This window comes from Natranaeroarchaeum aerophilus, assembly GCF_023638055.1.
In the GTDB taxonomy this organism is placed as follows: Archaea; Halobacteriota; Halobacteria; order Halobacteriales; family Natronoarchaeaceae; genus Natranaeroarchaeum; species Natranaeroarchaeum aerophilum.
In genome coordinates this window covers 1-26,286 of sequence record NZ_JAKRVY010000013.1, presented here as the reverse complement: position 1 = coordinate 26,286, position 26,286 = coordinate 1, and the positions used below count along the sequence as shown (strand labels likewise).

Annotated in this window: 29 protein-coding genes; 21 read left to right on the top strand and 8 right to left on the bottom strand. The window is 59.7% G+C overall.

All coding sequences use genetic code 11. The features are described from left to right. Positions 1 to 14: 14 nt before the first annotated feature. The 5 genes from AArcSt11_RS15800 to AArcSt11_RS15780 are packed head-to-tail and all read left to right on the top strand — an operon-like array spanning position 15 to position 4,348. The gene (locus AArcSt11_RS15800; RefSeq protein ID WP_250598519.1) at positions 15 to 422 is read left to right on the top strand and encodes an NADH-quinone oxidoreductase subunit A; all 408 of its coding nucleotides are present in this window, start codon (positions 15 to 17) and stop codon (positions 420 to 422) included. Further along, positions 419 to 1,126 carry an NADH-quinone oxidoreductase subunit B gene (locus tag AArcSt11_RS15795; RefSeq protein ID WP_250598517.1) on the top strand — a complete coding sequence of 236 codons (708 nt, stop codon included), beginning with the start codon at positions 419 to 421 and terminating at the stop codon, positions 1,124 to 1,126. Before AArcSt11_RS15800 ends, AArcSt11_RS15795 begins: the two co-directional genes overlap by 4 nt. Next, entirely contained in the window at positions 1,123 to 2,805 is a 1,683-nt protein-coding gene (locus AArcSt11_RS15790; protein ID WP_250598515.1) for an NADH-quinone oxidoreductase subunit D, read from the top strand. Before AArcSt11_RS15795 ends, AArcSt11_RS15790 begins: the two co-directional genes overlap by 4 nt. Beyond that, positions 2,802 to 3,890 (top strand): complex I subunit 1/NuoH family protein, encoded by a 1,089-nt coding sequence (locus AArcSt11_RS15785; RefSeq protein WP_250598513.1) that lies wholly within the window; start codon positions 2,802 to 2,804, stop codon positions 3,888 to 3,890. The genes AArcSt11_RS15790 and AArcSt11_RS15785 overlap by 4 nt, the downstream gene beginning before the upstream one ends. Next, positions 3,887 to 4,348 carry a NuoI/complex I 23 kDa subunit family protein gene (locus AArcSt11_RS15780; protein WP_238477268.1) on the top strand — a complete coding sequence of 154 codons (462 nt, stop codon included), beginning with the start codon at positions 3,887 to 3,889 and terminating at the stop codon, positions 4,346 to 4,348. The genes AArcSt11_RS15785 and AArcSt11_RS15780 overlap by 4 nt, the downstream gene beginning before the upstream one ends. Before the next feature lie 164 nt (positions 4,349 to 4,512). Here the strand turns inward: AArcSt11_RS15780 and AArcSt11_RS15775 are convergent, their stop codons facing one another. Beyond that, complete coding sequence (locus AArcSt11_RS15775; protein ID WP_250598511.1) at positions 4,513 to 4,944, bottom strand: type II toxin-antitoxin system VapC family toxin; 432 nt, start codon at positions 4,942 to 4,944, stop codon at positions 4,513 to 4,515. Continuing rightward, positions 4,944 to 5,180, bottom strand: coding sequence for an AbrB/MazE/SpoVT family DNA-binding domain-containing protein (locus AArcSt11_RS15770; RefSeq protein ID WP_250598509.1), 237 nt, complete (start codon positions 5,178 to 5,180; stop codon positions 4,944 to 4,946). Before AArcSt11_RS15770 ends, AArcSt11_RS15775 begins: the two co-directional genes overlap by 1 nt. Before the next feature lie 166 nt (positions 5,181 to 5,346). Between AArcSt11_RS15770 and AArcSt11_RS15765 the strand changes: the two genes are divergently transcribed. The 8 genes from AArcSt11_RS15765 to AArcSt11_RS15730 all read left to right on the top strand — a co-directional run bounded on the left by AArcSt11_RS15765 (position 5,347) and on the right by AArcSt11_RS15730 (position 13,815). Beyond that, on the top strand, positions 5,347 to 5,622 hold the full coding sequence (locus AArcSt11_RS15765) for an NADH-quinone oxidoreductase subunit J (protein WP_250598507.1): 276 nt from the start codon (positions 5,347 to 5,349) through the stop codon (positions 5,620 to 5,622). Positions 5,623 to 5,651: 29 nt separating this feature from the next. Then, a complete protein-coding gene (locus tag AArcSt11_RS15760; protein ID WP_250598505.1) occupies positions 5,652 to 5,993 on the top strand; it encodes a proton-conducting membrane transporter in 342 nt (113 codons plus the stop codon). Beyond that, positions 5,990 to 6,295 carry an NADH-quinone oxidoreductase subunit NuoK gene (gene nuoK, locus AArcSt11_RS15755; protein WP_250598503.1) on the top strand — a complete coding sequence of 102 codons (306 nt, stop codon included), beginning with the start codon at positions 5,990 to 5,992 and terminating at the stop codon, positions 6,293 to 6,295. The genes AArcSt11_RS15760 and nuoK overlap by 4 nt, the downstream gene beginning before the upstream one ends. A 3-nt stretch (positions 6,296 to 6,298) precedes the next feature. Beyond that, positions 6,299 to 8,332 carry an NADH-quinone oxidoreductase subunit L gene (nuoL, locus tag AArcSt11_RS15750; protein WP_250598501.1) on the top strand — a complete coding sequence of 678 codons (2,034 nt, stop codon included), beginning with the start codon at positions 6,299 to 6,301 and terminating at the stop codon, positions 8,330 to 8,332. Beyond that, the gene (locus AArcSt11_RS15745; protein ID WP_250598499.1) at positions 8,329 to 9,870 is read left to right on the top strand and encodes a complex I subunit 4 family protein; all 1,542 of its coding nucleotides are present in this window, start codon (positions 8,329 to 8,331) and stop codon (positions 9,868 to 9,870) included. The genes nuoL and AArcSt11_RS15745 overlap by 4 nt, the downstream gene beginning before the upstream one ends. Beyond that, entirely contained in the window at positions 9,870 to 11,372 is a 1,503-nt protein-coding gene (locus tag AArcSt11_RS15740; protein ID WP_250598497.1) for an NADH-quinone oxidoreductase subunit N, read from the top strand. Before AArcSt11_RS15745 ends, AArcSt11_RS15740 begins: the two co-directional genes overlap by 1 nt. Before the next feature lie 94 nt (positions 11,373 to 11,466). Then, positions 11,467 to 12,975, top strand: coding sequence for a DHH family phosphoesterase (locus AArcSt11_RS15735; RefSeq protein ID WP_250598495.1), 1,509 nt, complete (start codon positions 11,467 to 11,469; stop codon positions 12,973 to 12,975). A gap of 42 nt (positions 12,976 to 13,017) precedes the next feature. Then, entirely contained in the window at positions 13,018 to 13,815 is a 798-nt protein-coding gene (locus AArcSt11_RS15730) for a CBS domain-containing ParB/RepB/Spo0J family partition protein (RefSeq protein WP_250598493.1), read from the top strand. Between the two features lie 7 nt (positions 13,816 to 13,822). Here the strand turns inward: AArcSt11_RS15730 and AArcSt11_RS15725 are convergent, their stop codons facing one another. Together AArcSt11_RS15725 and AArcSt11_RS15720 are read right to left on the bottom strand one after the other, a co-directional pair. Continuing rightward, positions 13,823 to 15,079 carry a Glu/Leu/Phe/Val family dehydrogenase gene (locus AArcSt11_RS15725; RefSeq protein ID WP_250598491.1) on the bottom strand — a complete coding sequence of 419 codons (1,257 nt, stop codon included), beginning with the start codon at positions 15,077 to 15,079 and terminating at the stop codon, positions 13,823 to 13,825. A gap of 224 nt (positions 15,080 to 15,303) precedes the next feature. Beyond that, a complete protein-coding gene (locus tag AArcSt11_RS15720; RefSeq protein ID WP_250598490.1) occupies positions 15,304 to 16,143 on the bottom strand; it encodes an HpcH/HpaI aldolase/citrate lyase family protein in 840 nt (279 codons plus the stop codon). Positions 16,144 to 16,254: 111 nt separating this feature from the next. Here AArcSt11_RS15720 and AArcSt11_RS15715 point away from each other — a divergent pair, with 111 nt between their 5' ends. The 3 genes from AArcSt11_RS15715 (at position 16,255) to AArcSt11_RS15705 (ending at position 17,299) form a co-directional block, all read left to right on the top strand. Next, positions 16,255 to 16,434 (top strand): DUF7331 family protein, encoded by a 180-nt coding sequence (locus tag AArcSt11_RS15715; RefSeq protein ID WP_250598489.1) that lies wholly within the window; start codon positions 16,255 to 16,257, stop codon positions 16,432 to 16,434. Between the two features lie 63 nt (positions 16,435 to 16,497). Next, positions 16,498 to 16,809: a DUF7322 domain-containing protein gene (locus AArcSt11_RS15710; RefSeq protein WP_250598488.1), complete on the top strand. Its 312-nt coding sequence runs from the start codon at positions 16,498 to 16,500 to the stop codon at positions 16,807 to 16,809. 61 nt (positions 16,810 to 16,870) lie between these two features. Further along, positions 16,871 to 17,299, top strand: a complete 429-nt coding sequence (locus AArcSt11_RS15705; RefSeq protein WP_250598487.1) for a DUF7346 family protein — start codon at positions 16,871 to 16,873, stop codon at positions 17,297 to 17,299. An 8-nt stretch (positions 17,300 to 17,307) separates the two neighbouring features. Here the strand turns inward: AArcSt11_RS15705 and rad50 are convergent, their stop codons facing one another. The 3 genes from rad50 to AArcSt11_RS15690 form a co-directional block, all read right to left on the bottom strand. Next, positions 17,308 to 19,986: a DNA double-strand break repair ATPase Rad50 gene (rad50, locus tag AArcSt11_RS15700; RefSeq protein ID WP_250598486.1), complete on the bottom strand. Its 2,679-nt coding sequence runs from the start codon at positions 19,984 to 19,986 to the stop codon at positions 17,308 to 17,310. Beyond that, positions 19,983 to 21,302, bottom strand: a complete 1,320-nt coding sequence (mre11, locus tag AArcSt11_RS15695; RefSeq protein ID WP_250598485.1) for a DNA double-strand break repair protein Mre11 — start codon at positions 21,300 to 21,302, stop codon at positions 19,983 to 19,985. The genes rad50 and mre11 overlap by 4 nt, the downstream gene beginning before the upstream one ends. Before the next feature lie 90 nt (positions 21,303 to 21,392). Continuing rightward, on the bottom strand, positions 21,393 to 21,662 hold the full coding sequence (locus tag AArcSt11_RS15690) for a MarR family transcriptional regulator (protein WP_250598484.1): 270 nt from the start codon (positions 21,660 to 21,662) through the stop codon (positions 21,393 to 21,395). A 168-nt stretch (positions 21,663 to 21,830) separates the two neighbouring features. Between AArcSt11_RS15690 and pan1 the strand changes: the two genes are divergently transcribed. Further along, positions 21,831 to 23,045: a proteasome-activating nucleotidase Pan1 gene (pan1, locus tag AArcSt11_RS15685; RefSeq protein WP_250598482.1), complete on the top strand. Its 1,215-nt coding sequence runs from the start codon at positions 21,831 to 21,833 to the stop codon at positions 23,043 to 23,045. A gap of 42 nt (positions 23,046 to 23,087) precedes the next feature. On the opposite strand, the gene AArcSt11_RS15680 is transcribed toward pan1, so the two are convergent. Further along, positions 23,088 to 23,585, bottom strand: a complete 498-nt coding sequence (locus tag AArcSt11_RS15680) for a CBS domain-containing protein (RefSeq protein WP_250598480.1) — start codon at positions 23,583 to 23,585, stop codon at positions 23,088 to 23,090. A gap of 186 nt (positions 23,586 to 23,771) precedes the next feature. On the opposite strand from AArcSt11_RS15680, the gene AArcSt11_RS15675 reads away from it, so the two are divergent. From AArcSt11_RS15675 to AArcSt11_RS15665, 4 genes are all read left to right on the top strand, one after another. Beyond that, positions 23,772 to 23,939, top strand: a complete 168-nt coding sequence (locus AArcSt11_RS15675) for a helix-turn-helix domain-containing protein (RefSeq protein WP_250598478.1) — start codon at positions 23,772 to 23,774, stop codon at positions 23,937 to 23,939. 167 nt (positions 23,940 to 24,106) lie between these two features. After that, complete coding sequence (locus AArcSt11_RS17155; RefSeq protein ID WP_353617819.1) at positions 24,107 to 24,490, top strand: PD-(D/E)XK family putative nuclease; 384 nt, start codon at positions 24,107 to 24,109, stop codon at positions 24,488 to 24,490. An 84-nt stretch (positions 24,491 to 24,574) separates the two neighbouring features. Beyond that, a complete protein-coding gene (locus AArcSt11_RS15670) occupies positions 24,575 to 25,255 on the top strand; it encodes a hypothetical protein (RefSeq protein ID WP_250598476.1) in 681 nt (226 codons plus the stop codon). Between the two features lie 135 nt (positions 25,256 to 25,390). After that, positions 25,391 to 25,930, top strand: coding sequence for a tyrosine-type recombinase/integrase (locus AArcSt11_RS15665; protein ID WP_250598474.1), 540 nt, complete (start codon positions 25,391 to 25,393; stop codon positions 25,928 to 25,930). The last annotated feature ends 356 nt before the right edge of the window (positions 25,931 to 26,286 follow it).

The window sequence follows — 26,286 nt, the reverse complement described above, 5'->3', positions numbered from 1 at the left end:
ACGGAGAATACGGTATGTCATGGATAGCAGTCGGCGCGCTGGCGTTGGTCGCAATCGGGATCCCGCTCGTGATGATGGCGGCATCGTGGTTGCTCCGACCCAGTGTGCCAGAAGACAGTAAACGCGCCACCTACGAGAGCGGTGAGGTTCCGACGGGTGGGACGCGCATCCGATTCAACATCCAGTACTACATGGTCGCACTCCTGTTTGTCGTCTTTGACGTCGAGACCGTGCTTCTGTTCCCCTGGGCTGTTGTCTACACGGATGCCATCGAGCTGGTCGGGCTGGCACACGCGCTGGTTCCGATGCTCGTCTTCGTCGGTATCCTCGTCGTCGGACTCGCGTGGGCATGGCGCAGTGGCGTAGTCGAGTGGGCAAAGAGTCCACGCGTACAAGAACGGACCAAACGGATAGAACAATGAGTAGCGACAACCCACGGGACGCGATTACGGAGAGTACAGTTCCGGTAACAGAGACACGCGAGGCCCGGACCGGGCCCGGCGCGGACGACCGGTTCAACTCGAAACTTCGCGAGGCCTTTGGCGCATCGCCGTTTATCCTCACGAAGTTCGACAAGTTCATGAACTGGGTGCGGGGCTCCTCGATGTTCATGCTCCAGTTCGGGATCGCCTGCTGTAGCATCGAGATGATGCACACGTACGCCGTCAAACACGACCTGGACCGATTCGGGTCCGGTGTGCCCCGCGCGTCGCCGCGTCAGGCCGACGTGATTATCGTGCCCGGAACGATCGTCTCCAAGTTCGCCCCGCGCATGAAGCGGGTTTACGACCAGATGCCGGAACCGAAGTTCGTCGTCGGGATGGGTTCGTGTACGATCTCCGGCGGCCCGTTCCAGGAGGGATACAACGTCGTCAAGGGTGCCGAGGAGGTTATCCCGGTGGACATCCACATTCCCGGTTGCCCGCCCCGCCCCGAGGCGCTCGTCTACGGTGTCGTCAAGCTCCAGGAGCGCGTTGCCAACGGCGAGACAGCGCCGGTGACGGTCAAACCATACGAGCTTCAGCAGTTCGACGATCTTCCACAGGACGAAATCGTCGACAAGCTCGCCGAACAGATCGACGAAGACGACCTCGTGATGCGGTACAACTGGGCTGATTCGCCATGAGCAAGCAAGAAAAGCCAGTCCCCGCCGACATCGGCGTCAACGACGCCGGCAAGGTCGACTACGACGAACTCGAAGCGTTGCTCGGAGACCTGGTCCTCGATCGCGAGGAGCATATAAACGCCGAGGGGTTCGTCGTCCGCCCCGACGAGGTACAGGACGCGTTGTTCCGCCTGCGTGATGAAGCCGACTTCGATCACCTCTCCTGTGTCACCGCTCAGGAGTACGACGATCGCTTCGAGTCTATCTATCATCTCAAGAAGTTCGACGACCCCACTCAGGAGGTCAACGTCGTCGTGCCGACGACTACCGACAACCCGGTCAGTCAGACCGCGGAACCGGTCTATCGGACCGCAGCGTGGCACGAACGCGAAGCCTACGATCTCGTCGGCATCGAGTACGAGGGCCATCCCGACCTCCGCCGTATTCTCCTCCCCGAAACGTGGCAGGGACACCCACTCCGGGAGAGCTACGATCAGGACAAGCCCCAGATCGTCTCTCTGACCGAACACGCCAACCCGCTGCAGGACGACCATCGCGGCGATGGCGAGCAATCGGACACGATGTTCCTCAACATCGGCCCACACCATCCTGCGACCCACGGTGTGCTCCACCTGAAAACCGTCCTTGACGGGGAGCAGGTCGCGGATGTCGAACCCGATATCGGCTATCTCCACCGCTGTGAGGAGCAGATGTGTCAGCAGGGGACGTATCGTCATCAGATCATGCCGTATCCCGACCGGTGGGACTACATTTCGGCCGGATTGCTCAACGAATGGGCGTACGCTCGTGCCGCCGAGGACCTCGCAGATCTGGAGGTCCCCGAGTACGCACAGATCATCCGGACGATGTCCGCCGAGATGTGCCGGATCGCCTCGCATATGCTCGCGCTGGCGACCTTTGCACTGGACATCAACGGCGACTTCACGGCCACGTTCATGTACGCGATTCAGGACCGCGAACGGGTCCAGAACCTGCTCGAAGACCTGACCGGCCAGCGGCTGATGTTCAACTACTTCCGACTGGGTGGGGTCGCCTGGGACCTGCCGGAACCGCGCGAGGAGTTCTTCGAGAAGACCCGGGACTTCCTTAACGACCTGCCCGAATCCGTCGCGGAGTATCACAACCTGCTGACCAACAACGAGGTACTGCAGGCCCGGACGATCGAAACCGGAGTCCTCAACCCCGACGTCGCAAAGCAGTACGGCGCGACCGGTCCCGTCGCTCGGGGGTCGGGCGTCGACTACGATCTCCGCCGTGACGATCCCTACGGCTACTACGATGAACTCGACTGGGAGGTCATCACGGAGGACGGCTGTGACAACTTCGCCCGACTGCTGGTCCGGATGCAGGAAGTCGAGGAGTCCGCGAAAATCATCGACCAGTGTGTCGACCTGCTCGAGGACTGGCCCGAGGAGGACCGGACGATCCAGAGCAACGTACCGCGCACGCTCAAACCCGATCCGGATACGGAGATCTACCGCGCGGTCGAGGGTGCAAAAGGCGAACTCGGAATCTACATTCGCGCTGATGGGACGGACAAACCCGGCCGGTTCAAGATCCGGAGTCCGTGTTTCTCCAATCTCCAGGCGCTTCCGGAGATGTCCGAGGGCGGCTACATCGCGGATCTCGTCGCGACGCTCGGTAGCCTCGATATCGTCCTCGGGGAGGTGGATCGATGAGCTCGGTTCCACTGCAGACTGAAGTCCCGTTGATGCCAGACCAGCTCGTCGACCTGCTTGGGCTTGACGCGCTTGGTGTCGCTGGTGACTTCGTCGGTGCACTGATCGGCGCAGTGGTAATCGCGTCGATCATGCTGGGCAACGCTGCGCTCGCCGGACCGTGGGCGAAGCGAAAGATCACCGCCGCGTTCACCGATCGGATCGCAGTAAACCGGGTAGGTCCGTTTGGGCTGTTCATCATCATCGCTGACTCCGTTCGTCTGCTCTCGAAGGAGCTCATCATTCCGGAAGGCGCGGACCGTCCGGCGTACGACATCGGCCCACTGCTGGTCGTGCTCTCCGCGCTCGGTGGGTTCGCGGTGATCCCGATGGGATCGCTCGGGCCCCTGAACTTCCAGCTTGCTGACCCGGAGATCGGGCTAGTCTACGTGTTCGCGGTCGCCTCAATTGCCAGCCTCGGGCTGGTGATGTGTGGCTACGCTTCGGACAACAAATACTCGATGCTCGGTGGACTGCGCGCAGTCGCCCAGAACCTCGCCTACGAGATCCCACTGATTGTCACCGCGATGTCGGTCGTGATCTTCGCTGGGACGCTCCAGCTCTCCGAGATCGTTGCCGCACAGCAGGAGACGCTCGTGACGGTCGCTGGCGTCGCGATCCCGACGTGGTTCGCCTTCGTCAACCCGTTCGCGTTCGTCCTGTTTTTGGCGGCAAACCTCGCAGAAGTCGGTCGGAACCCCTTCGATACGCCGGAAGCCCCGACCGAGATCGTCGCGGGATACCAGACCGAGTACTCGTCGGTGTACTTCGTGCTGATCTATCTCGGAGAGTTCGTTCACATCTTCCTCGGCGGCGCGATCGTCGCCGTTGTCTTCCTGGGCGGCCCAGATGGCCCTGTACTGCCCGGGCTGTTCTGGATGCTGATCAAGATGTGGGCCGTGTTCCTGTTCACCCAGTGGGCACGCTCGGCGATCCCGCGCGTTCGGATCGATCAACTGATCGAGATCGGCTGGAAAGGATTGCTCGTCCTTTCCTTTGCTAACCTGATCCTCACTGCGGTCATCGTGGGGGTGCTAGCACTATGATCGGAATCATGAAATCCATGGCGACGACGATGAAACACGCACTCGACGGGAACACATTCACCGTCGAGTATCCAGACGAAGCGCCCGAAGTGAGCCCACGCTTCCGTGGCGTTCACAAGTTCAGCCAGGAACGGTGTATCTGGTGTCGGCAGTGCGAGAACGTCTGCCCGAACGACACGATCCAGATCGTCACCGACGAACAGCGGCAGGGCGAACAGTACAACCTCCACATCGGCCAGTGTATCTACTGCCGTCTCTGTGAGGAGGTCTGTCCCGTCGACGCCATCCTGCTGACCCAGAACTTCGAGTTCACTGGCGACACAAAAGACGACCTCGTCTACAACAAAGAGCAGCTCAAGTCCGTCCCGTGGTACAAGGACATCGACCCACTCGCCTCCCGCGAACCCGATCGGGACGCCTGGATCGGCGAGGGAGAAGGCGAAGCGGACTATCAGTAGTTAACCGGCCGCGAGCGCAGTGAGCGGCTGACTTTTTTGGCCCAGATTTTTTTCGGTGAGCGGTGGCCGAGCGTAGCGAGGCCATCCCGAAGCGAAAAAAAGGTGGCGGCCTGAGGGAGAAGGCGAAGCGGATTATCAGTAGGCGAACTTGCTACTCGGAGTCGTCAGGGCTCGAACGGATTTTCTGGTGAGGTCAGCCGTGTCAGATGATCGAACCTGTCGAAGTCGTCATCAAAGCTGTAGATGTACTCGGTTTCCGTCCGGTCCATATACGCAGCAAGCACCGCATCGGTTATTTCGACACCAGCCTGCTCACGGAAGACGGACCGGCCACGCGCGAGGTCCTCGTTCGCGAGATGTCGTAGCTCGAACCCCCCGCTCCGTTCGAGAAATTCGAGCGTTTCTACGGCGTGATCGTGTCCTGCTCGCTTGGTGATCGGATTCAGGATCTCGGGTAGTGTGTAGTTCGCTATGATGCCTCTCGGAAGCTCGCCTGCATCCATAGCTCGGACGATTGCGGTTGCCTGGTCGTGGTACTGGTCTCTGGCGCTTCGAAACGCAAATACGACGTTCGCATCGACGAGCGCAGCACCCATCAGGACCACTCGTACTCTTCGGTCACCGCAACCGCGTCGGTCTTCCCCATATCGACAGGATCGAGATCGGCCGCGCCACCGTGGCGCTCGCGAATGATCGTCGCGACGAGCGCGCCGTCGTCAATCTCCCACTGGAGACGGTCTCCGGGCTCCAGATCTAGGTCCTCCCGAACAGCAGCAGGAATCGTTACAGCATAGCTCTCGTTGACTGTCGTCTCGTTGCTCTGGACTGCCATGGATGCAGCTACTGGCCCCATTCGTATAACAATTATCCCGGAAATTGGCTATCCAGTGCCTTGATTGCGTTCGCTGACTGGTCATTTCCAGTAGTAGCGGCAAATCAGCCGTTCTGACGGAACAGTCTCGAAATCTTCAAAGGGTATCCACAACGAGGGGATACTAATGGCACTTGAATACATCGCGTTCGCGCTGTTTGCATTCGTCACGCTGGCGAGCAGCGCCGGGGCCGTGCTGGCACGGGACGTCTGGCACGCCGCACTTCTGCTCGGCGTCGCGCTGACCAGCGTCGCGGCGCACTACGTGATGCTGCAAGCGGAGTTCCTTGCAGTGATCCAGATACTCGTCTACATCGGCGGGGTTCTGGTCCTCATCACGTTCGGCGTGATGCTGACACGTGGCGGCGAAACAACTGAGGGGGTGACTCAGCATGGTAGCTGAGCGCCGGAACACGGTTACGGGGGGTATTCATGAGTAACTCATCCTTCCGCATCGGCCGGCATCTGTTGCCAGGCGTCATCGCCGTCGCGCTGTTCGGCGTGATGGCTGCCGTCTTCCTCACCGCATCGATCGGCGAACCAGCCGGGTTCGGCAATGCATCGGTGATCGAAAGTATTGGGTTCTCGCTTCTCAATATCGCGGACGCCGAGGGCACTGTCCCGACGGAAGGGTTCCTGGCCGCGTTCATCCTCATCGCGTTTGCACTCGACGCCGCGCTGGATGGCTCGATCATGCTGGCCCGACGTGAAGACGAGAACGTGACGGATCTCCGTTCCGAAGGGAACGACCGACGGAAGGGTGGTGACGAATGACAGTTCCGATCGAGTTCTATCTCCTCCTGTCGGCGGGGATGTTCTGTATCGGGCTGTTCGGCGTCCTGACTCGCCGGAACGCGATCATGTTTCTCATCTCCGTCGAGCTCATGCTTAACGCCGCGAACATCAACCTCATCGCGTTCTCGTTCTTCTACGGGAACGTGACGGGGCAGGTGTTTGCGCTGTTCACGATCGGTCTGGCGGCCGCGGAGGTCGCGATCGGGATCGGAATCATCCTGGTACTGGTCCGGAACTACGGCGATCTGGACGTCGAGAACGCAACAACGATGAGGTGGTAATAGATGGCGATATTCGAACTCTCACCGGCGATCGCGTTGCTTCCCTTCGTATCGTTCCTGCTCGCGCTTACTGCGGGCAAGTATATGCCCAAAAGGGGTGCGATCGGTGGCATCGTCGCCACCGGTGGCTCCTTGCTCCTGTCGATCTGGGCATTCATCGCTGTTGCGGGCGGTCAACAGCATCAGGAAACGTACTGGGTCTGGACCGACTCTGCACCGGTTGACCTAACCTTCGGGATACTGATCGATCCCCTATCGTCCCTGATGCTTGTGATCGTGTCGCTGGTCGCTTTCCTCGTTCACATCTTCAGTCTCGGCTATATGAACGCCGAGGGCGAAACGGGGCTCCCCCGGTACTACGCCGAGCTCGGTCTCTTCACGTTCAGCATGCTCGCCTTCGTCTACGCGGACAACTTGCTGATGGCGTTTATGTTCTTCGAGCTCGTCGGGCTCTGTTCATATCTGCTGATCGGCTTCTGGTTCCGCACAGACAGTGCAGCCAGCGCAGCAAAGAAGGCGTTCCTGGTGACCCGCTTTGGGGACTACTTCTTCCTCATCGGTGTCGTCGGAATTATCGCGACCTTTGGCACCTCACAGTTCGTCTCCGCGGGCGGTATGGAGTCGTTCGTCTCGGTCGCTGAAGCCGGTGACTTCTGGACACCCGGCGGCCTCAGCGAGAGCCAGTGGATCACCGGTCTCGCCCTGCTCGTACTGGGTGGTGTGATCGGCAAATCCGCGCAGTTCCCGCTGCACACCTGGCTGCCTGACGCGATGGAAGGGCCAACCACTGTCTCCGCGCTCATCCACGCCGCGACGATGGTCGCAGCAGGTGTCTACCTCGTCGCACGGATGTTCGGCTTCTACGCGCTCAGCCCCACCGCGCTCGGAATTATAGCCTTCGTCGGGGCGTTTACCGCCCTGTTCGCGGCGACGATGGGCTGTGTGAAAAACGACGTCAAGCAGGTGCTGGCGTACTCGACGATCAGCCAGTACGGCTATATGATGCTCGGACTGGGCGTCGGCGGCTACGTCGCTGGTGTCTTCCACCTGATGAACCACGCCTTCTTCAAGGCGCTCCTGTTCCTCGGTGCCGGTGCGGTCATCATCCTGATGCACCACGAACAGGACATGTGGAAGATGGGCGGTCTCAAAGACAAAGCGCCCGTCACCTACTACACGTTCCTCGCGGGCGCGCTCGCGCTTGCAGGGATCATCCCGTTCTCGGGCTTCTGGTCGAAAGACGAGATCCTCTACGACGCGGTCATTCTCGGACTGAACGAGCCGGTCTTCCTCATGGCATACGCGATGGGGCTGACGGCCGTGTTCTTCACCGGCTTCTACACCTTCCGGATGGTCTTCCTCACCTTCCACGGTGAGCCGCGCTCGGAACACGCGGAGGATCCGCATCCGGTCGGCTGGAGCGTCAAGGTGCCACTGATCACGCTCGGTGGACTGGCGACCGTCGCCGGTGTCGCCAACCTCGCGCCGGTCGAGAAACTGACCGGTGTCGGGAACGCGACGTTCCTCGCCGACTGGCTCAACGGGGGCACCGACGGGAGTTCTGTCGGTGGCTACGAGGCGCTGACGTACGACGCCTACACCGCGGCCGCAGACCTCGATACGACGCTCATTGCGGAGTCCGAGCAGGTCACCGTGCTGATCGCCGGTGCGCTCGCGCTCGGTCTCGCGCTCGCCGGTGCCGGACTCGCCTACTACCTGTACAACGTCCCGCGACCCGAGCCCCACGTCGAGAACCTCGGCTCCGTGCGCGACGTCCTGTACAGCAACTACTACCTCGACGAGTTCCAGGTCGCACTCGCCGAGCGCGTCACGATGCCGGTCGCCCGTGCCGCGAACACGTTCGACCAGAGCGTCATCGACGGCGTCGTCAACAGTTCGGGAAGTGTGAGTCTCTTCGGCGGCGACCGCATCCGGCGCGTCCAGACCGGTGTCGTCACTGATTATGCGGCGATGCTTGCCCTGGCACTCGTCTTGCTTCTCGTTGGCTTCGGACTCCACGGAGGGTGGTTACTATGATGATTGAAGCGCTCATTGCAGTCTGTCTGATCGGCTCGCTGGCCGTGCTCGCGGCCCCAAACAGGTACGCTGGGAAACTGGCATTCGGCGTCAGTCTGCTGCCGGTAGTCGGGAGCCTCTGGATGTTCAGTACGTTCGATGCAAGCGGTAACGCCCTACTGGCTGATCCAGCCGAGATCGCCTTCTACACGCGCGAGACGTGGATCGAACTCGGTGGCCTGTACACGATCGACTGGCACGTCGGGCTGGACGGGATCAGCCTGCCGCTGGTCGTCCTGACGACGATCCTGACCACGCTGGCGATCGTCAGCGCGTGGACGCCGATCGACGAGCGTCAGTCCCAGTTCTACGGGCTCGTCCTCTTCCTGGAGGCGGCACTGATCGGCGTCTTCGCGGCGCTCGATTTCTTCCTCTGGTTCGTCTTCTGGGAGGCCGTGCTGATCCCGATGTACTTCCTGATTGGCGTCTGGGGCGGCTCCCGGCGGAAGTACGCCGCGATCAAGATGTTCATTTACACCAACGTTGCGTCCCTGGTGATGTTCATCGGCTTCGTGGCGCTCGTGTTCGGTCTCGGTCTGGACACGTTCAACCTCGCAGACACCGCACAGGCACTCGTGCTGGATGGCGCTGAACCCGATGCTGCACCGTGGATCGACGCGAACACGCTGAAGATCTTCGCGTTCTTCGCGATGTTCGCCGGGTTTGCCGTGAAGGTGCCGGTCGTTCCGGTCCACACGTGGCTGCCTGACGCTCACGTCGAAGCGCCGACCCCGGTGTCGGTACTGCTGGCAGGCGTCCTGCTGAAGATGGGGACCTACGCACTGCTCCGATTCAACTTCACGATGCTGCCGGACGTCGCCACGGACTTTGCGGTGTTGATCGCCGTCTTCGCCGTGGTCTCGGTGATCTACGGCGCGATGCTGGCGCTGGCTCAGCAGGATCTCAAACGGATCGTCGCGTACTCGTCGGTGTCCTCGATGGGCTACGTGATCCTCGGGCTGATCGCGTACACCGTCTACGGCGTCGGTGGCGCGACCTTCCAGATGATCAGCCACGGTCTGATCTCCGGGCTGATGTTCATGGCGGTCGGCGTCATCTACAACGCGACGCACACGCGGATGGTCACCGACATGTCCGGTATGGCAGACAGGATGCCGGTCGTGGTCGGTATCTTCATCGCCGGTGCCTTCGGATACATGGGGCTGCCGCTGATGAGCGGTTTCGCGGCCGAGTTCTTCATTTTCCTCGGCTCCTTCGGCGCGGTCGACGCCATCGGCTCGCTCGCGCCACTGTTCACCGCGCTGGCGATGTTCGGGATCGTCATCGTAGCGGGCTACCTGCTGTACGCGATGCAGCGCACGCTCTTTGGCCCGTACGACCTCGATACGGACTACGAGGTCGGGCGTGCACCGGTACACGATGTCCTGCCCCTGTTCGTCCTGCTCGGGCTGATCATCCTGCTCGGCGTCGCGCCGGACCTGATCTTCGAGATGATCACCGACGCGGTCGACCCGATCCTTCCCGGAGGTGATATCTAATGGCTGAATTCGGCGTACTCGACGTGACGACCTACGAGGCGCTTGCACCGCTACTGCTCCTCGCAGGGACAGCGCTGCTGGCGTTCGTAATCGATAGTATCGATCCCGACTCGACGAGTCACGAGCTGATCGCCGGCACCGCGATCGGCGGCACGCTCCTCTCGCTTGCCTTTACAGCGTGGTATCTACTCGACGGCGTCGGCGAGACGCCGTTCCTGCTGTTTGATTCGGCGCTCGTCGTCGACGAGATGGCGCTGTTTATCACGTTCGTGGTCCTCAGCGTCACCTCGCTCGTGCTGATCGGCAGTTACGATTACGTCCACGACATGCACCACCGCGGCGAGTACTACTCGCTGGTGCTGCTCGCGGCGACCGGGATGGTCACGATGGCGATGGCAAACAGCCTCGTCACCGTCTTCATCGCGCTCGAACTCGCCAGCCTGCCATCCTACGCACTTGTCGCGTACCTCAAGCACAACCGCGGCAGCGTCGAGGCCGGGTTGAAGTACTTCCTGATCGGGGCAGTCTCCTCGGCGATCTTCCTGTATGGCATCAGCCTCGTGTACGCCGCGACAGGCTCCCTGCTGATCCCGGAAATCGCGGGCTCGCTCGACAACGTTCTCGATGAGGGGATCCTCGGTATCGGCATTCTGATGATGATCGGTGGGGTGGCGTACAAGACCGCCTCCGTTCCGTTCCACTTCTGGGCTCCGGAGGCATACGAGGGCGCACCTGCCCCAATAAGTGCATTCCTCTCGTCGGCCTCGAAAGCTGCCGGATTCGTGATCGCGTTCCGCATCTTCGTCGATGCGTTCCCGATCGCGGCGATGGTCGATCTGGGCATTGAGTGGATGATCGCCTTCCAGGTGCTGGCCGTGGTGACGATGATCCTCGGTAACCTCGCCGCTGCAGTCCAGAACAACGTCAAGCGAATGCTGGCGTACTCCTCGATCGGCCACGCTGGCTACGCGCTGATCGGACTTGCTGCGCTGTCGAACACTGGTGGTGCGAACGAACTCGTGCTCGGCGGTGCCCTGATGCACCTGTTCGTCTACGGCTTCATGAACACCGGCGCGTTCCTGTTCCTGGCGATGACCGAGCACTGGGAGATCGGTCGGACGTTCGAGGACTTCAATGGCCTCGCAACGCAGGCACCGATTGCCTCGGTCGCGATGTCGGTGTTCCTCGTAAACCTCGCCGGACTGCCCCTTGGCGGCGGCTTCTGGAGCAAATACGTCCTCTTTGCGGGTGCAGTGAACAACGGCTTCGTCTGGCTCGCCGCGATCGGTGCGGCCGCCAGCGCGCTCTCGCTGTACTACTACGCGAAGCTGATGAAGGCCATGTGGCTCGAAGAGCCGGCCGACGACCTCTCGCTCCCGGACACGCCAACTGGGCTGTACGTCGCTATCATCGCCGCGGCCGTCGTCACGGTTGCGCTGCTGGCCGCATTCGGTCCCGTCGCCGACACGGCCGTCAACGCCGCCGCATCGCTGCTGGCCTGACATCGGCAACTCGGGCGTTCTCCGCCCGCGTCTGACGTTGTTTCCACGGATCGAAGACGGTAGCTTTTACTCCGACGGATCGGTATGGATCGGTATGGTTTCCCGGCTACTGCTGGGCTGTGGGACGGTCGGGCAGACACTGGCCAGCCGTATCGCCGGGAAGGATGGTACTCTACAGGTCATTGCGGACGATCCGGACCGGATCGATGCGCTCCGGGGTCCGGATAGGAGTGTAACGGAAGGAGATCCGACGAACCCGAAGTTGCTTGCAGAGGTTACAGCGACTGCTGATGTTGTCATCATCGCCGATGACGACTCGAAGCGCAACGTCCAGATGGCGAAGACAGCACGCGACGTCTATCCCAATGCCTTCGTTCTGGCGTATTCCGGAACCGGTCCAACCGACAGCGAACTGTCGACGCTACGTGAACTCACGGACCGCATGATGGAACCGAGTGCGGAACTCGCAGGCCACGTGCTCGGATTCGCTACGGGTCCAGAAGCGATGCGCTCGCGTCGATTGCGGTCGACGTTACAGAGCATCGACGGGCGACTCGCCGTGATCGCACACGACAATCCGGATCCGGACGCGATCGGAAGCGCGGTAGCGCTCACTCGTCTGGCGGAGCATGTCGGGGTCGATGCCGTCCCATGTCATTATGGGAGCATCAACCACCAGGAGAATCAGGCGATGGTGAACTTGCTCGATATCGACCTTCGACAGCTAGATCCCAACGATCCTGAGGAACTGGGTGAGTTTTCGGGGGTCGCGCTTGTCGATCACAGCAGACCAGGCATCAACGATCAGCTCCCGGAAGAACTGGCCATCGATATTGTAATTGATCACCACCCACCACGGGGGCCGGTTGACGGTCGATTCGTCGATATTCGGAGCGATGCCGGAGCCACATGTACCTTGCTGGTCGATTATTTTTCACAGTTCGATCTGGATCTCGACGAGACAGTTGCAAGCGCATTGTTGTATGGCATTCGCATCGACACCGACGACTTCGAGCGTGAAGTATCGGACCTCGACTTTCGGGCGGCAAGTGAGTTGATCAAGCATGCCAATACGTCCCTGCTCGAACGGGTCGAATCGCCCAGCGTGTCCGGAGAGACGCTCGATACCGTTGCACGGGCCATCGAGAGCCGTCAGGTCGATGGCTCGATACTGACGACGAGCGTCGGCGAGATCTCGGATCGGGACTCACTGGCCCAGGCAGCCGATCAGTTGCTCGAGATGGACGGCGTTTCCGCGACGCTTGTCTGGGGGGTCATCGATGATACGATCTACGTCTCGGCCCGGTCACGCGGTGGCGGACTTGATCTCGGTGAGACCTTGCGGCAGGCGTTCAACCGAATTGGCAGCGCCGGAGGCCATTCCGATATGGCAGGGGCACAGATTCCAATTGGCGTACTTGGGACCGTCGAAGATACCAACGAGACGAGGGAGTCAGTCGTCGAGGACGTTGTCAGAGACCGTTTTTTCGAGGCGTTACACGAGCGCCCTTTCGACCTGCCCGACGAGTACGTTGACGAAGTCTCGGAGTTCGAATTTCCGTTGCTCTCCGCCAATAGCTCCCCCCCGACCGAAGATCGGTAGTTCCGAGACAGTTTTTTGCCGCTGGTGACTCCATAGAGTAGTATGGACGTGAGCGGAGTCAGTGGGTCGGCACAGGTCAGAGAGTACATGACCCGGGACGTGGAGACGGTCGCACCGGACGATACCGTCGCGGAAGTGGCCCGGAAGATAGCCGGGACTGACGAACATAATGGGTTCCCAGTCTGTGAACGCAGACGTGTTGAGGGCTTTGTCACCGCGCGTGACCTGTTGTTGGTGGACGACTCCACGCCGATCTTTCAGGTGATGACAACCGATCTGGTCGTCGCCCACCCCGACATGAAGGTCACGGATGCCGCTCGCGTAATTCTGCGATCGGGGATTCAGAAGTTGCCCGTCGTCGACGACGCGGGGAACCTCGTCGGGATCATCAGTAACACGGACGTGATCCGCAGTCAGATCGAACGGGCTACTCCCAAGAAGGTCGGCAAGTTGCTCAGAACTCTGGAGAACATCCATGGTGTCGAACTCCGTCAAGAACGCCGGACGGTCCCGCTGGTGAAACTCATGCCAACGCAGTCGAAGGTCTATGCCGACGAGCTAAAAGGACGACAGTACGAACTGGAGCACGGACTGGCGGAACCGCTCGTTGTGATCGACAACGCTGGGGAGTATCTGCTGGCGGACGGCCACCACCGCGTCCTTGCGGCCGATCAACTCGGGACCGAGGAGATGGATGCCTACGTCATCGTCATCGATCAGGAGCTGGACCTGGGCATGCAACAGACCGCGGAGAAAGATGGACTCGATGGGCTCGACGATGTCGAAGTGGTCGATTACGCACGACATCCACTCGTAGAGACGATAGAGCGACTACAGTGAACCGTCCTCAGGGCCAGACGCCGCCTTCTTCGAAGGCGGTAGCGACGCGCTGGATCGAGACGACGTAGGCTGCAACGCGAAGGCTTGGCAGGTCGTGATCCTCGTATGCTTCGATGAGTGTGTCGAACGAGTCGACGATGATCTCATCTAGCTGTTCGTTGACACGCTCTTCGGACCAGTAGAATCGCTGGCGGTTCTGAACCCACTCGAAGTAGCTGACGGTGACGCCGCCCGCGTTCGCCAGAATATCCGGGATTACGATGACGTCCTTGTCTTCGAGAATGGCATCACCTTTTGGAGTGATGGGACCGTTCGCGGCCTCGGAGATGACATCTGCTTCGATATCTCGGGCGATCGCTTCGTCGATAGCGTTTTCCAGCGCGGCCGGAATCAGCAGGTCGACATCGAGCGTCAGGAGTTCGTCGTTCGTGAGCTCCTCATCGGCGCCCTCGAACCCGACAACGCTACCGGTCTCGTTTTTGTGATCCTTTGCGGCGACGGGGTCGAAGCCCTCGGCGTTGTAGATGCCGCCACTGGAGTCGCTGACGGCGACGACAGATGCGCCCATCTCGTCGATGAGTTTTGCGGCGATCCAGCCAGCGTTTCCATAGCCCTGCACTGCGACGGTCGCGCCGTTGAGGTCCTTGTCAAGGTAATCAAACGCCTCGCGGGCCGCAACGACGGTCGATCGACCAGTCGCTTCGACACGCCCTTCACTCCCACCACTGGAGATGTCCTTGCCGGTGATGACGCCGGGCTCGGTCGTGTTTTCGAGCGTCTCGTAGGTGTCTTTGATCCAGTTCATCTCCCGCTGACCGGTGTTGACGTCCGGTGCGGGGATATCCCGGTCCTCGCCGATCATCGGTCGGAGTTCGCGGGCGAACGACCGCGTGATCCGTTCGAGTTCGGATTCGGAGTACTCTGCTGGATCGATGATGATGCCACCCTTACCGCCGCCGAACGGAATTCCAACGGTCGCACACTTGTACACCATCCACCCGGAGAGTGCTTTGACTTCATCGCGGGAGACGTCTGGGTGGTATCGGATGCCGCCCTTGTAGGGACCGCGGTCGCCGTTGAACTGCGAGCGAAATGCGGTGAACGTCTCGATGGAACCGTCGTCCATCTCGACGGAAAGGTTCGTCTCCAGTACACGCTCGGGCTGTTTGAGCCGCGCAAGAACATCGTCATCGATGTCGATGAACGCTCCGGCGTCGTCGATCTGTTCCTGCAGGCTTTCAAAAGGGTTGACACCGTCAGACATACCCGTGCCTTTTCACAGCGGTAGTTTAAGTGTAGCGATATTCAAAGAGATTGAAAGACATTAAACAAGTACAATGGCCGATTAAACGTAAATATAGAACGTGATGGATATCGTAAAAGTGTGTGTTGTATGGGATCTTTCCCAGCTCCGGTTCACGAATGATCACTGCAGATGACGAACGAAGAATATACTCAACACCGATACCGACGAACGGTCAGTTCTGGTCAGTGTTCATGGAACTGCCGGCCAGCCCGGTCCTTGATCCGTTCGGCACGACGAATCAACGGCTGGTCGATCATCTCTCCATCGACTTTGAAGACACCGTCGTGATGTTCACTGGCTGCAAGGACGCGACGCGCCCATTCAATCTCGTCGTCGCCAGGAACGAACGCCTCGTGAATCGGGTCGATCTGGGCGGGATGGATCGCTAATTTTCCGTCGTATCCAAGCGTTACACCGTGCTCTGCGTCCGCGTAAACTCGCTCGGTGTCGTCGACCGCCGTACAGAGTGTGTCGATCGCGTCGACACCTGCTGTGCGGGCTGCGAGGACGACGTGCTGACGGGCGTACATAATCTCGTCACCGGATCTGGATCGTGTTGCACCGATGTCCGCTGTCAGGTCTTCTGCCCCAAACACGAGGGCGTCGGTCGCATCGACCGCGGCGATGGACTCGGCGTGCAAGACGCCAGCAGCCGTCTCGACGAGCGCGAACACCGGTAGCTCGCTCCCGTGCGCCCGCATCGCGCTCACAAACGCGTTGACTTCCTCCGCCTCGTTGACTTTCGGGAGGACCAGTCCGTCGAGCCGTGTGTCCTCACTCAGAACTGTAGCGAGGTCATCTTTGCCGTCCGGTAGTTCGTTCACCCGGACGAAGACTTCACACGCTGGATCGAACTCCGGATCGGAGAGGACGTCAGTGACCGTCTCTCTGGCGGCGTCTTTCCGATCCGGTGCGACTGCATCCTCCAGATCGAACACGAGTACATCGGCTGCCGAGTCCGCTGCCGTCCGGAGCATCTCCGGCCGATTACCCGGCGAGAACAGCACGCTCCGTCGTGTCATACCGACATATGCTTCGCGGAGTACTAAAATACGGGCGGTAGTCTCGACTGAGTCCAGTATGGCCGCAGCAACAAAGCATATAACGTGGTAACACATAACAAGGTTGTAGAGATGACGAACGTGTCCGACCACGCAACAACCGACTGGCAGGATAGCGCGACGGAACGAGCGGACGGTGTCGAAACTGTCGAGCGGTATGAGACGGACGAGGGCGTCGTTTTCTTCGATGCCGATAACCCGCTCGCGTGGGTAGAGGCGACACGGACAGTCGAACTCGACAACCAGGTCTGAGCTTCCTCCCATCGACAGCCCCGGACGCCGACTTTTTCACTTCGTATCCCCAAGCCATCCACAGTGAACCTCGACGACCCACTCGACATCGAACCCAACGAACCTAATCCCGAGGACGAACTGGATTTCGGCGTCCTGGATACCGAGGAGAACCTCGGACCGGAGGTTCCGGACGGGTCGAACGCGCCGTCCGAGGTCAAGAGGACGTTCTGGGGTGTGTTCTTGCTGGTGAAGGTCGGTCTCCTGTCGGGGAGCATCGGTGCGCTCCTCCTCGCGCTTACGCCCTACCGACAGGTTGGCGCTGCTGCACTTGCCCTCGGTCTGTTCTCGCTTGCCCACGCGTACGTGAAGTATCGACGGTCGAAGTATAGTTAACGGGAAACCCAACGATCGACTGATCGTTGCGGTTATCACCGGCCCCCAGCTACACTGAGCCATGCGAACAGTCCGTGACAGCTCGGGGAAATACTACGTCGTCGTGAAGTCCTCGACGGACAGTAGTCTGGTTCGTGATCCCGACGACGGGAGCGAGCGCTACATCGACAACGATCGGCTCGAACCGATCGACGGAGCATCAGCCCTGGAAACGGCTGCAAGCGGCGTTTCGGCACCTGTCCGGCAGCTTCTCGCAGGTGTCCACGACGACGTCGGACTCGGTTTGCTCGCGGATCTTACCGATCGCGGGCCCGTTCCAGTTCGGGACATGATGCATGAGTACGATCAGTGCGAATCGGATCTCCACGGTCGTCTGGCCGAGTTGCGCGCGGCAGGGCTTATCAAAGAATGTCGGGTGGCGGGCGAGCGGGGCTACGACGCCACGGAGCTTACTGTCGAGGCGCTCGCAACCCTCCGCGCTGAGGACTAATCACCCGCTTACTCGGCGAGCGCTGCCGCCCCGACCTCCTCGCGGCGCTCCACGGACGAGCGGTTCGACGTCGGATCCTTCCGTACTTCGACAACGCTATCGGCTGCACCCACCAGCTCGTCGTCGTGGCTCACGACGATGATCTGTTCGACGCCGAGATCACGCATCGAGCCGATCAGTTCCACAAGCTGTGAGACGTGTCCCGAATCGAGGAAGACGGTCGGTTCGTCGAGGATCAGCGGCGGCATCGGCGCGGCCCCATCGATCCCCTCGGCGAGGAGGCGATAGATCGCACACCGGAGACTGAGATTAAAGAGGGCGCGCTCACCACCCGATAGCTGATCCGGGGCCAGCGGTGCGCCGTCTTTCTGATAGACAGTTAGTTCGTACTCGCCGTCGAGTTCGATGTGGGAGTACGAGTCGTTCTGGTAGACCAGATCGAAGGTCTCGTTGAGCATCCGTTCGAGCGTCTCGACGTTCTGCTGGCGGAGCTCAGCCCGCAGGTCCCCGTACGTCTCCTGTAGCTGCTGAGCTTCGTCGTATAACGATTCGAGGGCGCTCTGTCGTGCAGCGACGCTCTCTCGTTTCTCGCGCAGTGATTCGAGCTCGCTCAGCTCGTTTTTGACGCCACCGATCCGGTCGAGCAGATCGTCGCGACGGTCGCGTTCTTCCTCGGCAGCCGGTTCTGCCTGCTCCAGATACTTCTCGGCACGCTCCCGGTCCTCACGGGCCGCCTCGATGCGGTCGTCGTCGAACGCCGACTGCAGGTCCGTTTTGCGCTCGCGCTTCTCGGCCAGCCGCTCGCGTCGCTCGTCGTTCAACTCGTCCTTTTCGGTACGGCGCTCGCGGTGCTCCTCGATGGCATCCTGTAGCTCCTCGATCTCATCAAGGGTTTCTTCGAGCGATTCGAGCCGCTCGCGGCGGTCCCTGATCTCCGCACGCTCGGCGTTGATCTCGGCAATCTCCCCGCGAAGCTCCTCGGCATCCGTCGCGGCCTCGGATGCAGCCGCCCGCTTTTCCTCCGCGCGCTCGTCGAGGGTTTCTGCACGCTCTTCGAGGTCGTCGACCCGCTCGCGTTTGTCCGATAGCGTCGCTTCCCGTTCCTCGATCAGTTGCTCGACATTCTGACGGTTCGTACGAAGTTCTTCTACACGTCGCTCCGCTTCGACGAGCGCCTCGGCTGCCTCGCGGCGCTCGCGGACCGCCGAGCGCTCTTCGGCCAGTTCCTCGCGCTTTGCCTCCAGCTCCGCCACACGGTCGCGATCGTCGGCGAGTGTGTCGACGTGTGGTGAGTCCTCGACCGGCTGGCCGCACTCGGGGCACTTGCCTTCCTCCAGCAGAGCTTCGGCCTCCTCGACCGACCCTCTGGCGGATTCGAGTTTGGTCCGGACGTCCGTGAGTTCCTCGCGTAGCTCCTCGTGTTCGGCCTCAAGCGTGTCGGCGTGGTCGGTCGCCTCACCGAACTCGACCGGTGCGTCCTGAAGGGTTTCGTTCGCTGCCGCGATCTCGTCGTCGATCTCGTCCAGTTTGTCGCGGCGCTCGTCGAGTTTGGTCTCGTCCTCGTCGAGTTCGGCTTCGAGATCGGTGGCGTCCTCCCGTACGGTTTCGGCCTCCGCTTCGAGTTCCTCGGCACGTTCTCGGGCGTTCTCGGCCGTAGTGGTGTACTCGCCGATCTCTCCCCGGATGGATTCGAGATCGTCGCGGAGCTCGTCATCTCGCGCTTCGAGGTCGTCGAGGGTCGATTCGACCGCCGTGGTGTCCGCATCGTCGCCGATGCTCGCGTCGGCCAGCAGCTCGTCGCGGCGCTCGTGCAGGTCGTCGAGTCGGTCGCGATACTCGCCGATCTCGGATTTGAGACGGTCGCGTTCCTCCTCAGTGTCGCTTATTTTGTCGCGGAGCTCCTCGATATCGGCTTCGAGGTCGTCGATCCGCTCACGTTTCTCCTCGTACTCCGCAAGCACCGACTCCGCGTCGGCTTTCGTCTCACGCGCGGACTCGATCTGGTCTTCGAGCCGGTCTATCTCGGCGTTGCTCTCCTCCAGTTCGGTCTCCAGCTCGTTGAGTTGTGCGTGTAACTCCTTTTGTTCCTTGTCCTCGATCTGGGTGTCGAGGCTCTCGATCACGTCGCGCTGGCCGTCGAGAACTGTTTTGACCGCTAGCCGCGCTTCACTCGCCCGCTCGCGGTACTCTTCCAGTTTCCCGAGCTGGAGCAGATCGTCGATCATGTCCTGGCGATCGCTCGGCGAGGCGTGGATCAGCTTGTTTACCTCTCCCTGCCGGACGTACGCGCAGTTGACGAACGCCTCGGCGTCCATCCGCAACAGTTCGGTGACGTGCTCGCGCACCGCACGTGCCCCGTCGACGCTCCCTTCCGGCGTCTCCAGGACGCACTTTGCCGTCTGGGCGCGCTCGCCGCTCAGTCGCAGGCGGCGTTCGATCCGGTAGGACTCGCCCGCGTGGTCGAAGACGAGTTCGATTTCGGCGTCCTCAGCGCCGTTCGTGATCACGTCGTCGAGCGTCCGGTCGTCAAGCGCCTTGGAACCGTAGAGGGCGAAGAAACACGCCTCCAGCAGCGAGGACTTGCCGCTCCCGTTGACCCCGTGGATCACGGTGACGCCGGTATCGAGATCGAGTTCGGCGTCGGCATAGCACTTGAAGTTCTCCATCCGAACCTGCCGAAACCTCATAGATACTCCTCCATGGATCGCTGTGAGTCCGTGTCTCCGGCGTTGTCTGTATCCGTCCGGTCGGCGTCGATTCCGGTCGGATCCTCAGCCGCGCTGTCATCGTCCGCGGCCGGCTCCTCGACCGGGTGGTCGTCGGTTTCGTCCGGTTGAGTGTCCTCATCGGACTGGTCGGCCGCCTCGCCGCCACTATCGGTCTCGGCGCTCTCGAAGGCGTCGAGCCCCTCGTCCACGCGCTCGCGCACGAGCGACTCGACACGCTCTCGGACGTTCGAGTCGGCGACCTTGCTCTCGCGGACCGTCTCGTCGATATCTCGGGCGGCGGGACTCAGACCCAGGTCACCCAGTCGCTCCCGTACGGCGTCGTCGGGATCCGCGAAACTAACGCTGACATCCGTCTCCTGGTCGATCTCGCGGCGGTCGTTGACTCTGGCGATCAACGCGCCATTATCCAGCGCGAGCTCTTCGACACTCGCGGGCGTCACCGGTTCACCTTCGCCCTCGACCGTGACGATGACGACCGCGTCCTCGACGTCGTGCTGGCGGACGCGCTCGCGGACCCTGTCGGTCCCCTCTCCCTCAGCCAGCTCTACGTCCACGAAGCGAAAGTCGCGGGTATCGGCAACGGCGCGTCTGGTGATAGAGACCCCGTCCCCGTCGACCGTGACGATGTTGTAGCCCCGTTCGTCCCGTTCGGACGCGCTCGCCCGTTCCGTCGAGCCACAGTAGGTGACCCAGGTGTCCAGTAGCTCCCGTTTCCCGGGCGCATGGTTGTCGCCGAGCAGCAGGGCATCAAAGTCGATCGAGGCGGCAGTCAGGACACGTTCGGTGTCCCAGTCGGCGTGGGCAAAGGGCTCGAAAAGCCCGTGGCCCACCAGCATCGCGTGGTCGGCATCGTCGGCCCCGTCGAACTCGTAGTCGAGTTCATCACGCTGTGATTCGGGGACGAAATCGAGGCCGTAGAATGCAATATCCCCGACGACTTCCGGCGTCGCCCCGAGCCGGATCGTCAGGCCGAGATCCTCGAAGAGATCGAGCCACTGTCCGTCGCGTTTCGTCTCGTGGTTCCCGACGACTGCGAGAAACGGGATGTCGGCATCGTCGAGCTCTCGTAGGGCGGCTACCGTCCCCTGTATGTCGGGGAGGTCGGGCCGTCGGTCGTGAAAGAGGTCGCCAGCGTGAACGACGGCGTCGACGTCGTCGGCGATAGCGTCCTCAACGACCTGTCGGAACGCGTCAAGAAAATCCTGACGGCGCTCCGGCGAATGGTACTGCCGATACCCGATGTGGGTGTCGCCGGTGTGGATCACCCGTGTCATAGACGCCTCTTGTACTGGCGTTCTTAAGACGGTTCCGCGACCGTAGTGAAACTGAAACGACGAGGACAGGTGCCGATTCGGGAGCGGTGACTACTCGATATCGAGCGTGTAGATCCGCTTTCGCGCGTCCGAAAAGGAAAACCGCGAGTCGACAACATCGCGCTCTTCGAGTCGGTTCAGCGCATATCGGACGGTGCGGGCAGGGAGTAGCGTCTCCTCCGCCAGCTGGCTCTGGGTGAGCGTCCCGTTGTACTCCAGGACTTTCGCGACGAGTTTGGCGCTCGGCGGCAGGTCACGAACGTCGTCCCAGCTCGCTTCGGATTCGGGAGTATCGATCTGAACAGGCTCTGGTGCACTCATAGTACTCCACGCTTGGACATACAGGGTAATAATATTGTTCCTTTCTATTTATTACTGTGAAGAATCAATTGTGGCTGAGATATATCACCTTTGCGTCCCCGGATGGCTTTGCCGCCCCGGATTCTGCCGACCCGAAGCCTCTTATGAACCAACGCCCTAACACCGACAATGACCGACACTGTGGAGGACGTCGACCTTCCCTACGATGAGGAGGAGGCGTCACAGCGGGAGAAAATCGAGGCACTTCGGGAACGCCTCGAAGTCCTCGAATCACAGAACGAGGAGATGCGGGACAAGCTACTCGACGCGAACGCAGAGAACAACAAATACCAGCAGAAGCTCGAACGGCTCACTCACGAGAACAAGAAACTCAAACAGTCGCCGCTGTTCGTGGCGACGGTCCAGGAGCTCTCCGAGGAGGGCGTCATCATCAAACAGCACGGCAACAATCAGGAGGCCCTCACCGAGGTGACCCAGGAGATGCGCTCGGATCTGGAGCCCGACGACCGCGTCGCGGTGAACAACTCCCTGTCGATCGTCAAGAAACTCGACAGTGAGACCGACGTGCGCGCCCGCGTGATGGAAGTCGACGAATCCCCTGACGTCACCTACGAGGATATCGGCGGCATCGAAGAGCAGATCAACGAGGTCCGCGAGACCGTCGAGATGCCGCTGAAAAAGCCCGACGCATTCGACGATGTCGGGATCGAACCTCCGAGCGGCGTCCTCCTGTACGGTCCACCGGGAACCGGCAAGACGATGCTCGCCAAAGCGGTGGCCAACCAGACCGACGCCACCTTCATCAAAATGGCTGGCTCCGAACTCGTTCACAAGTTCATTGGCGAGGGCGCGAAACTCGTCCGTGATCTTTTCGAGGTCGCCCGCGAGAACCAGCCCGCCGTCCTCTTCATCGACGAGATCGACGCCATCGCCTCCAAGCGAACGGAGTCGAAAACCTCCGGTGACGCCGAGGTCCAGCGGACGATGATGCAACTCCTCTCGGAGATGGACGGCTTCGAGGACCGCGGCGACATCCGCATCATCGCAGCGACGAACCGTTTCGATATGCTCGACCGTGCGATCCTCCGCCCCGGCCGCTTCGACCGACTTATCGAGGTGCCGAAACCAGACCGTACGGGCCGTGAGATCATCTTCCAGATCCACACTCGAGATATGAACGTTGCAGAGGACGTCGACTTCGGTCAGCTTGCCGAGATGGCCCACGAAGCAAGTGGTGCGGACGTCAAAGCGATCTGTACCGAAGCCGGAATGTTCGCTATCCGTGAGGATCGCACAGACATTCGGATGGCCGACTTCCGCAACGCCTGGGAGAAGATCCAGAAGGAAACCGAGGACGAGGACGTCTCGAAGACGTTCGCCTGAGCCGACGACACTACCTGACTCAGAGACCCCGTTTCAGAACATTCAGTTAGTCCGACCGTCCTTGACCCTGACCACCCGCTCCGATCGATTACGGGCGATATCGGTCAAGGTAACTATACCGACGAGTTGTTGTCCTACGACTGGTAACTTTTTGATATCGTGTATCTCCATCTCGTGGAGTGCCTTGTCGACCGAATCACAGGGTGAAATGGTCACAAGATCAGCACTCATCCTATCCTCTACTCGCTGGTCTGTGACGTCTGCACCGTTACGATAGACAGCCCGCAACACGTCCGACCGAGTAAGGATCCCGATCGGATCCGAATCCGCCACGACGACGCTTCCGACGTGCTCTGCAAGCATCGTTCCCATCGCATCGTGGACTGTGTCAGTTGGAGACACGGTCACCACGGGCGAGGTCATACAGTCTTTGACTTGCATATTTTCGGCCACGATGGGCTGGGTATTAGTTCTTGGTGGTGGAAAGAATATGGAAAAAAAGAAGTTTGATACAGAGGAGAATGACGCTCCTGTGTCCATATGGCGGGACCTTGAGGTGAAAGACGGTAATTGTCCTGAAGACCATCAGGAAAGTCCGGAACCCAATATCATCGAGCAATAATGGTGTGCCCTCTGCGCAACTGGTAGCTACACCTTCTGCGATGTGTAGGTGGACACAGCCATCTGCGTCACGGCGGTAAAAGCGGCGGCGTGAAGCGCGTCGCCATGTGGACTATCAAAACGTGTGTGCGCGAGCAGGGGATGAGCCCGAATCAGGCTGCAGAGTACGTTCCGTACTCTCACACGACCGTTTACGACTGGCTGGATGCCTACGAGAGCGGGGATCCGGAGAAGCGGGAGTGGGTTGAAACAGTCGACCGGGTGATTGGATGACAGCGTCGGGATTTTCAACGTTTCAACTTCAGGCAGCCCCCCTTTAGTATAGCTGAAAGCCCATGCCGCGCTCGTCACCCTGTCGGGCGACGAGCGCCAGCGATGGGCGCGACGTCGAGCAACCAGTGGAGTAGTATATATATCGGCGCGCGAGGCGCGTGGTGTGCGTGAACCGCTCGAAGCGAGCGAATCACTTCGGGACGATCTGTGAGAAGCGAATGGCGAAGAAGCGGCGGTTCTCTCTGGAGCGGGCGAGCTGGCACGATGCTCGGTTTCAGAACGGGACGCCAGTCGAGATTAAGAGTACGATGGTCAAGCACTCAGATGGCCAGCCAGGTAATTTCAAGATCTATCAGAAGTACCACGAGAAGCTTCGACGTCACGACGGCTGGTACTGTTTCGTTGTGTACCGACCACACGGACGATCCGGATGTACTGTGCTCGACGATAAGATGGTTAGAGTGGGGGATCTTCAGTTAATTCGGTGGCATGGTGGAGGTGACCACCGCGGTACGGAACAAGCAAAAATATCGATACAGGCGGTTCTTTGAGCTTGACTGGTATATGGAAACCAACCATAACCATAATCTATCAAATGAAATGAACTATATGATAGTGGTGAGTTTTTATATTGTATGTCACCCAGTCGAAAGAGACCAGATATTGAGAGGATTACGAACCGCTACGTAGACGCTTGGGAAAATTTTGGTTATGAACGCTTCTCAGCCAGTGACCTAGAAACAGAGTTACTACGAGCCAAGGATCCTGAAGACGTCCCTGATGAGTCATCTATAAACCAAGACTTGTATCGAATCTCAATGCTGGGTGTGGTTGAGTGGTATGGAGATCGAGAGTTTAAAATTGCTATTTCTCCAGACGAAAATGACTCTGACTGGTCTGAGGAAATGCAGGAACAAACCTCATGGGTCCGTTCTGAGATTGATAGTCGTGTTGAGGAACGCCGGGAACCTGAAGAGACAGAGAGTGAGCTAGATAACGACCCGGATATTTTGCAACATGATGATCAAAAATACCTCTCTGCTTTTGTAGGGCCAAGTAGTGATATCGATGGGCAAGCCCGATATTATCAAGCCGCTCTCTCGCCAAATAAGCACGACGGGGTTGTTCTCCGATCATACCAAAATGTGGCTAAAAGCACCGACGAGTTGGCCAATGAGATAACTGATGATGAGAAAATGGACGATACGGAGTGTATTTATCGGTTTGAGGCCGCTGATGAACAAGTCGTTGAAGTGGATGATGGATTAGAGTATCGAGTTTATCTTGACGAGACTCGTCTACTCTCATCCTCATAACCCATCTCCCTGTATTTGAAATATCGCTTTACAGTCTTCTTAATCTGTTAAACGGATCACCGGATTCCCCCTCGAAACCCCCGAATCCCAAGCTTCATTGTAGATTGTTTTGCACACCGCTCGCGTCGAAGTACAATGACATGGAAACGCGAGCCCCTGGAGAAAGACGAACTGACCGAGCTGCTCGACATCGTCGAGACGTTTGACCTGGCCCACGACTTCACGATCCGGACGCTGGTTCACACCGGACTTCGAGCGGGCGAGTTCTCGCAGCTCCGGAGCGACTGGATGGACTGGCAGAACGAACAGCTACGAGTGCCTGCCGAACAGGACGGGTGGACGCCCAAGACCGAACACGCAGCTCGAACGATTCCCGTCCGGGATCCCGATACGCTTCGAGTGATCCGCGAGTTCTTCAAGCGGAACGAAGCCGTGGGCGTGGGCCGACAGGCGGTCTACTACCGAGTGACGCGCGTCGCCGACGAGACTGGGATTCAGAAGAAGGTGACACCGCACGTTCTTCGGCATACCTACGGTACATTAATCGCCTCGAAGGGTGCGACGCCGCAGTACATTCGGCAAACAATGGGCCACGCCGATCTGTCGAGCGCGAATACGTACATCGAATATAGTGGTGTGCAGTTGAACGAGGAAGCGAGCGAGGTGTGGGGGTGAATTACTATCTGAATACAGTTACTTCATAAAGGGGTGTTAAGTAACATCTAGCGGTCATTGGAGAATTATTGACCTATCTGACCCACGGTATCCGAATTTAACTGTATTTATCAGGCAGCATAATCTACAATGTTATTAGCCATGTCTAACCGCTCAGATGATTATGATATTAATTTTCAGGAAAGAGTCCCCATTTTCAAACAGGCTACTTCTCGTAAATGGTCTGTGAAATATACGTATCTTCGGAACTACTTTGCTGCAAAGTGGGTCGGATGGCTTGGCTGGATTTTGGATATATTTACGAGCGTGTCATAGAATCAATCACAGGGTCTTGAGCTTCGTCCGTCCGGGATTGT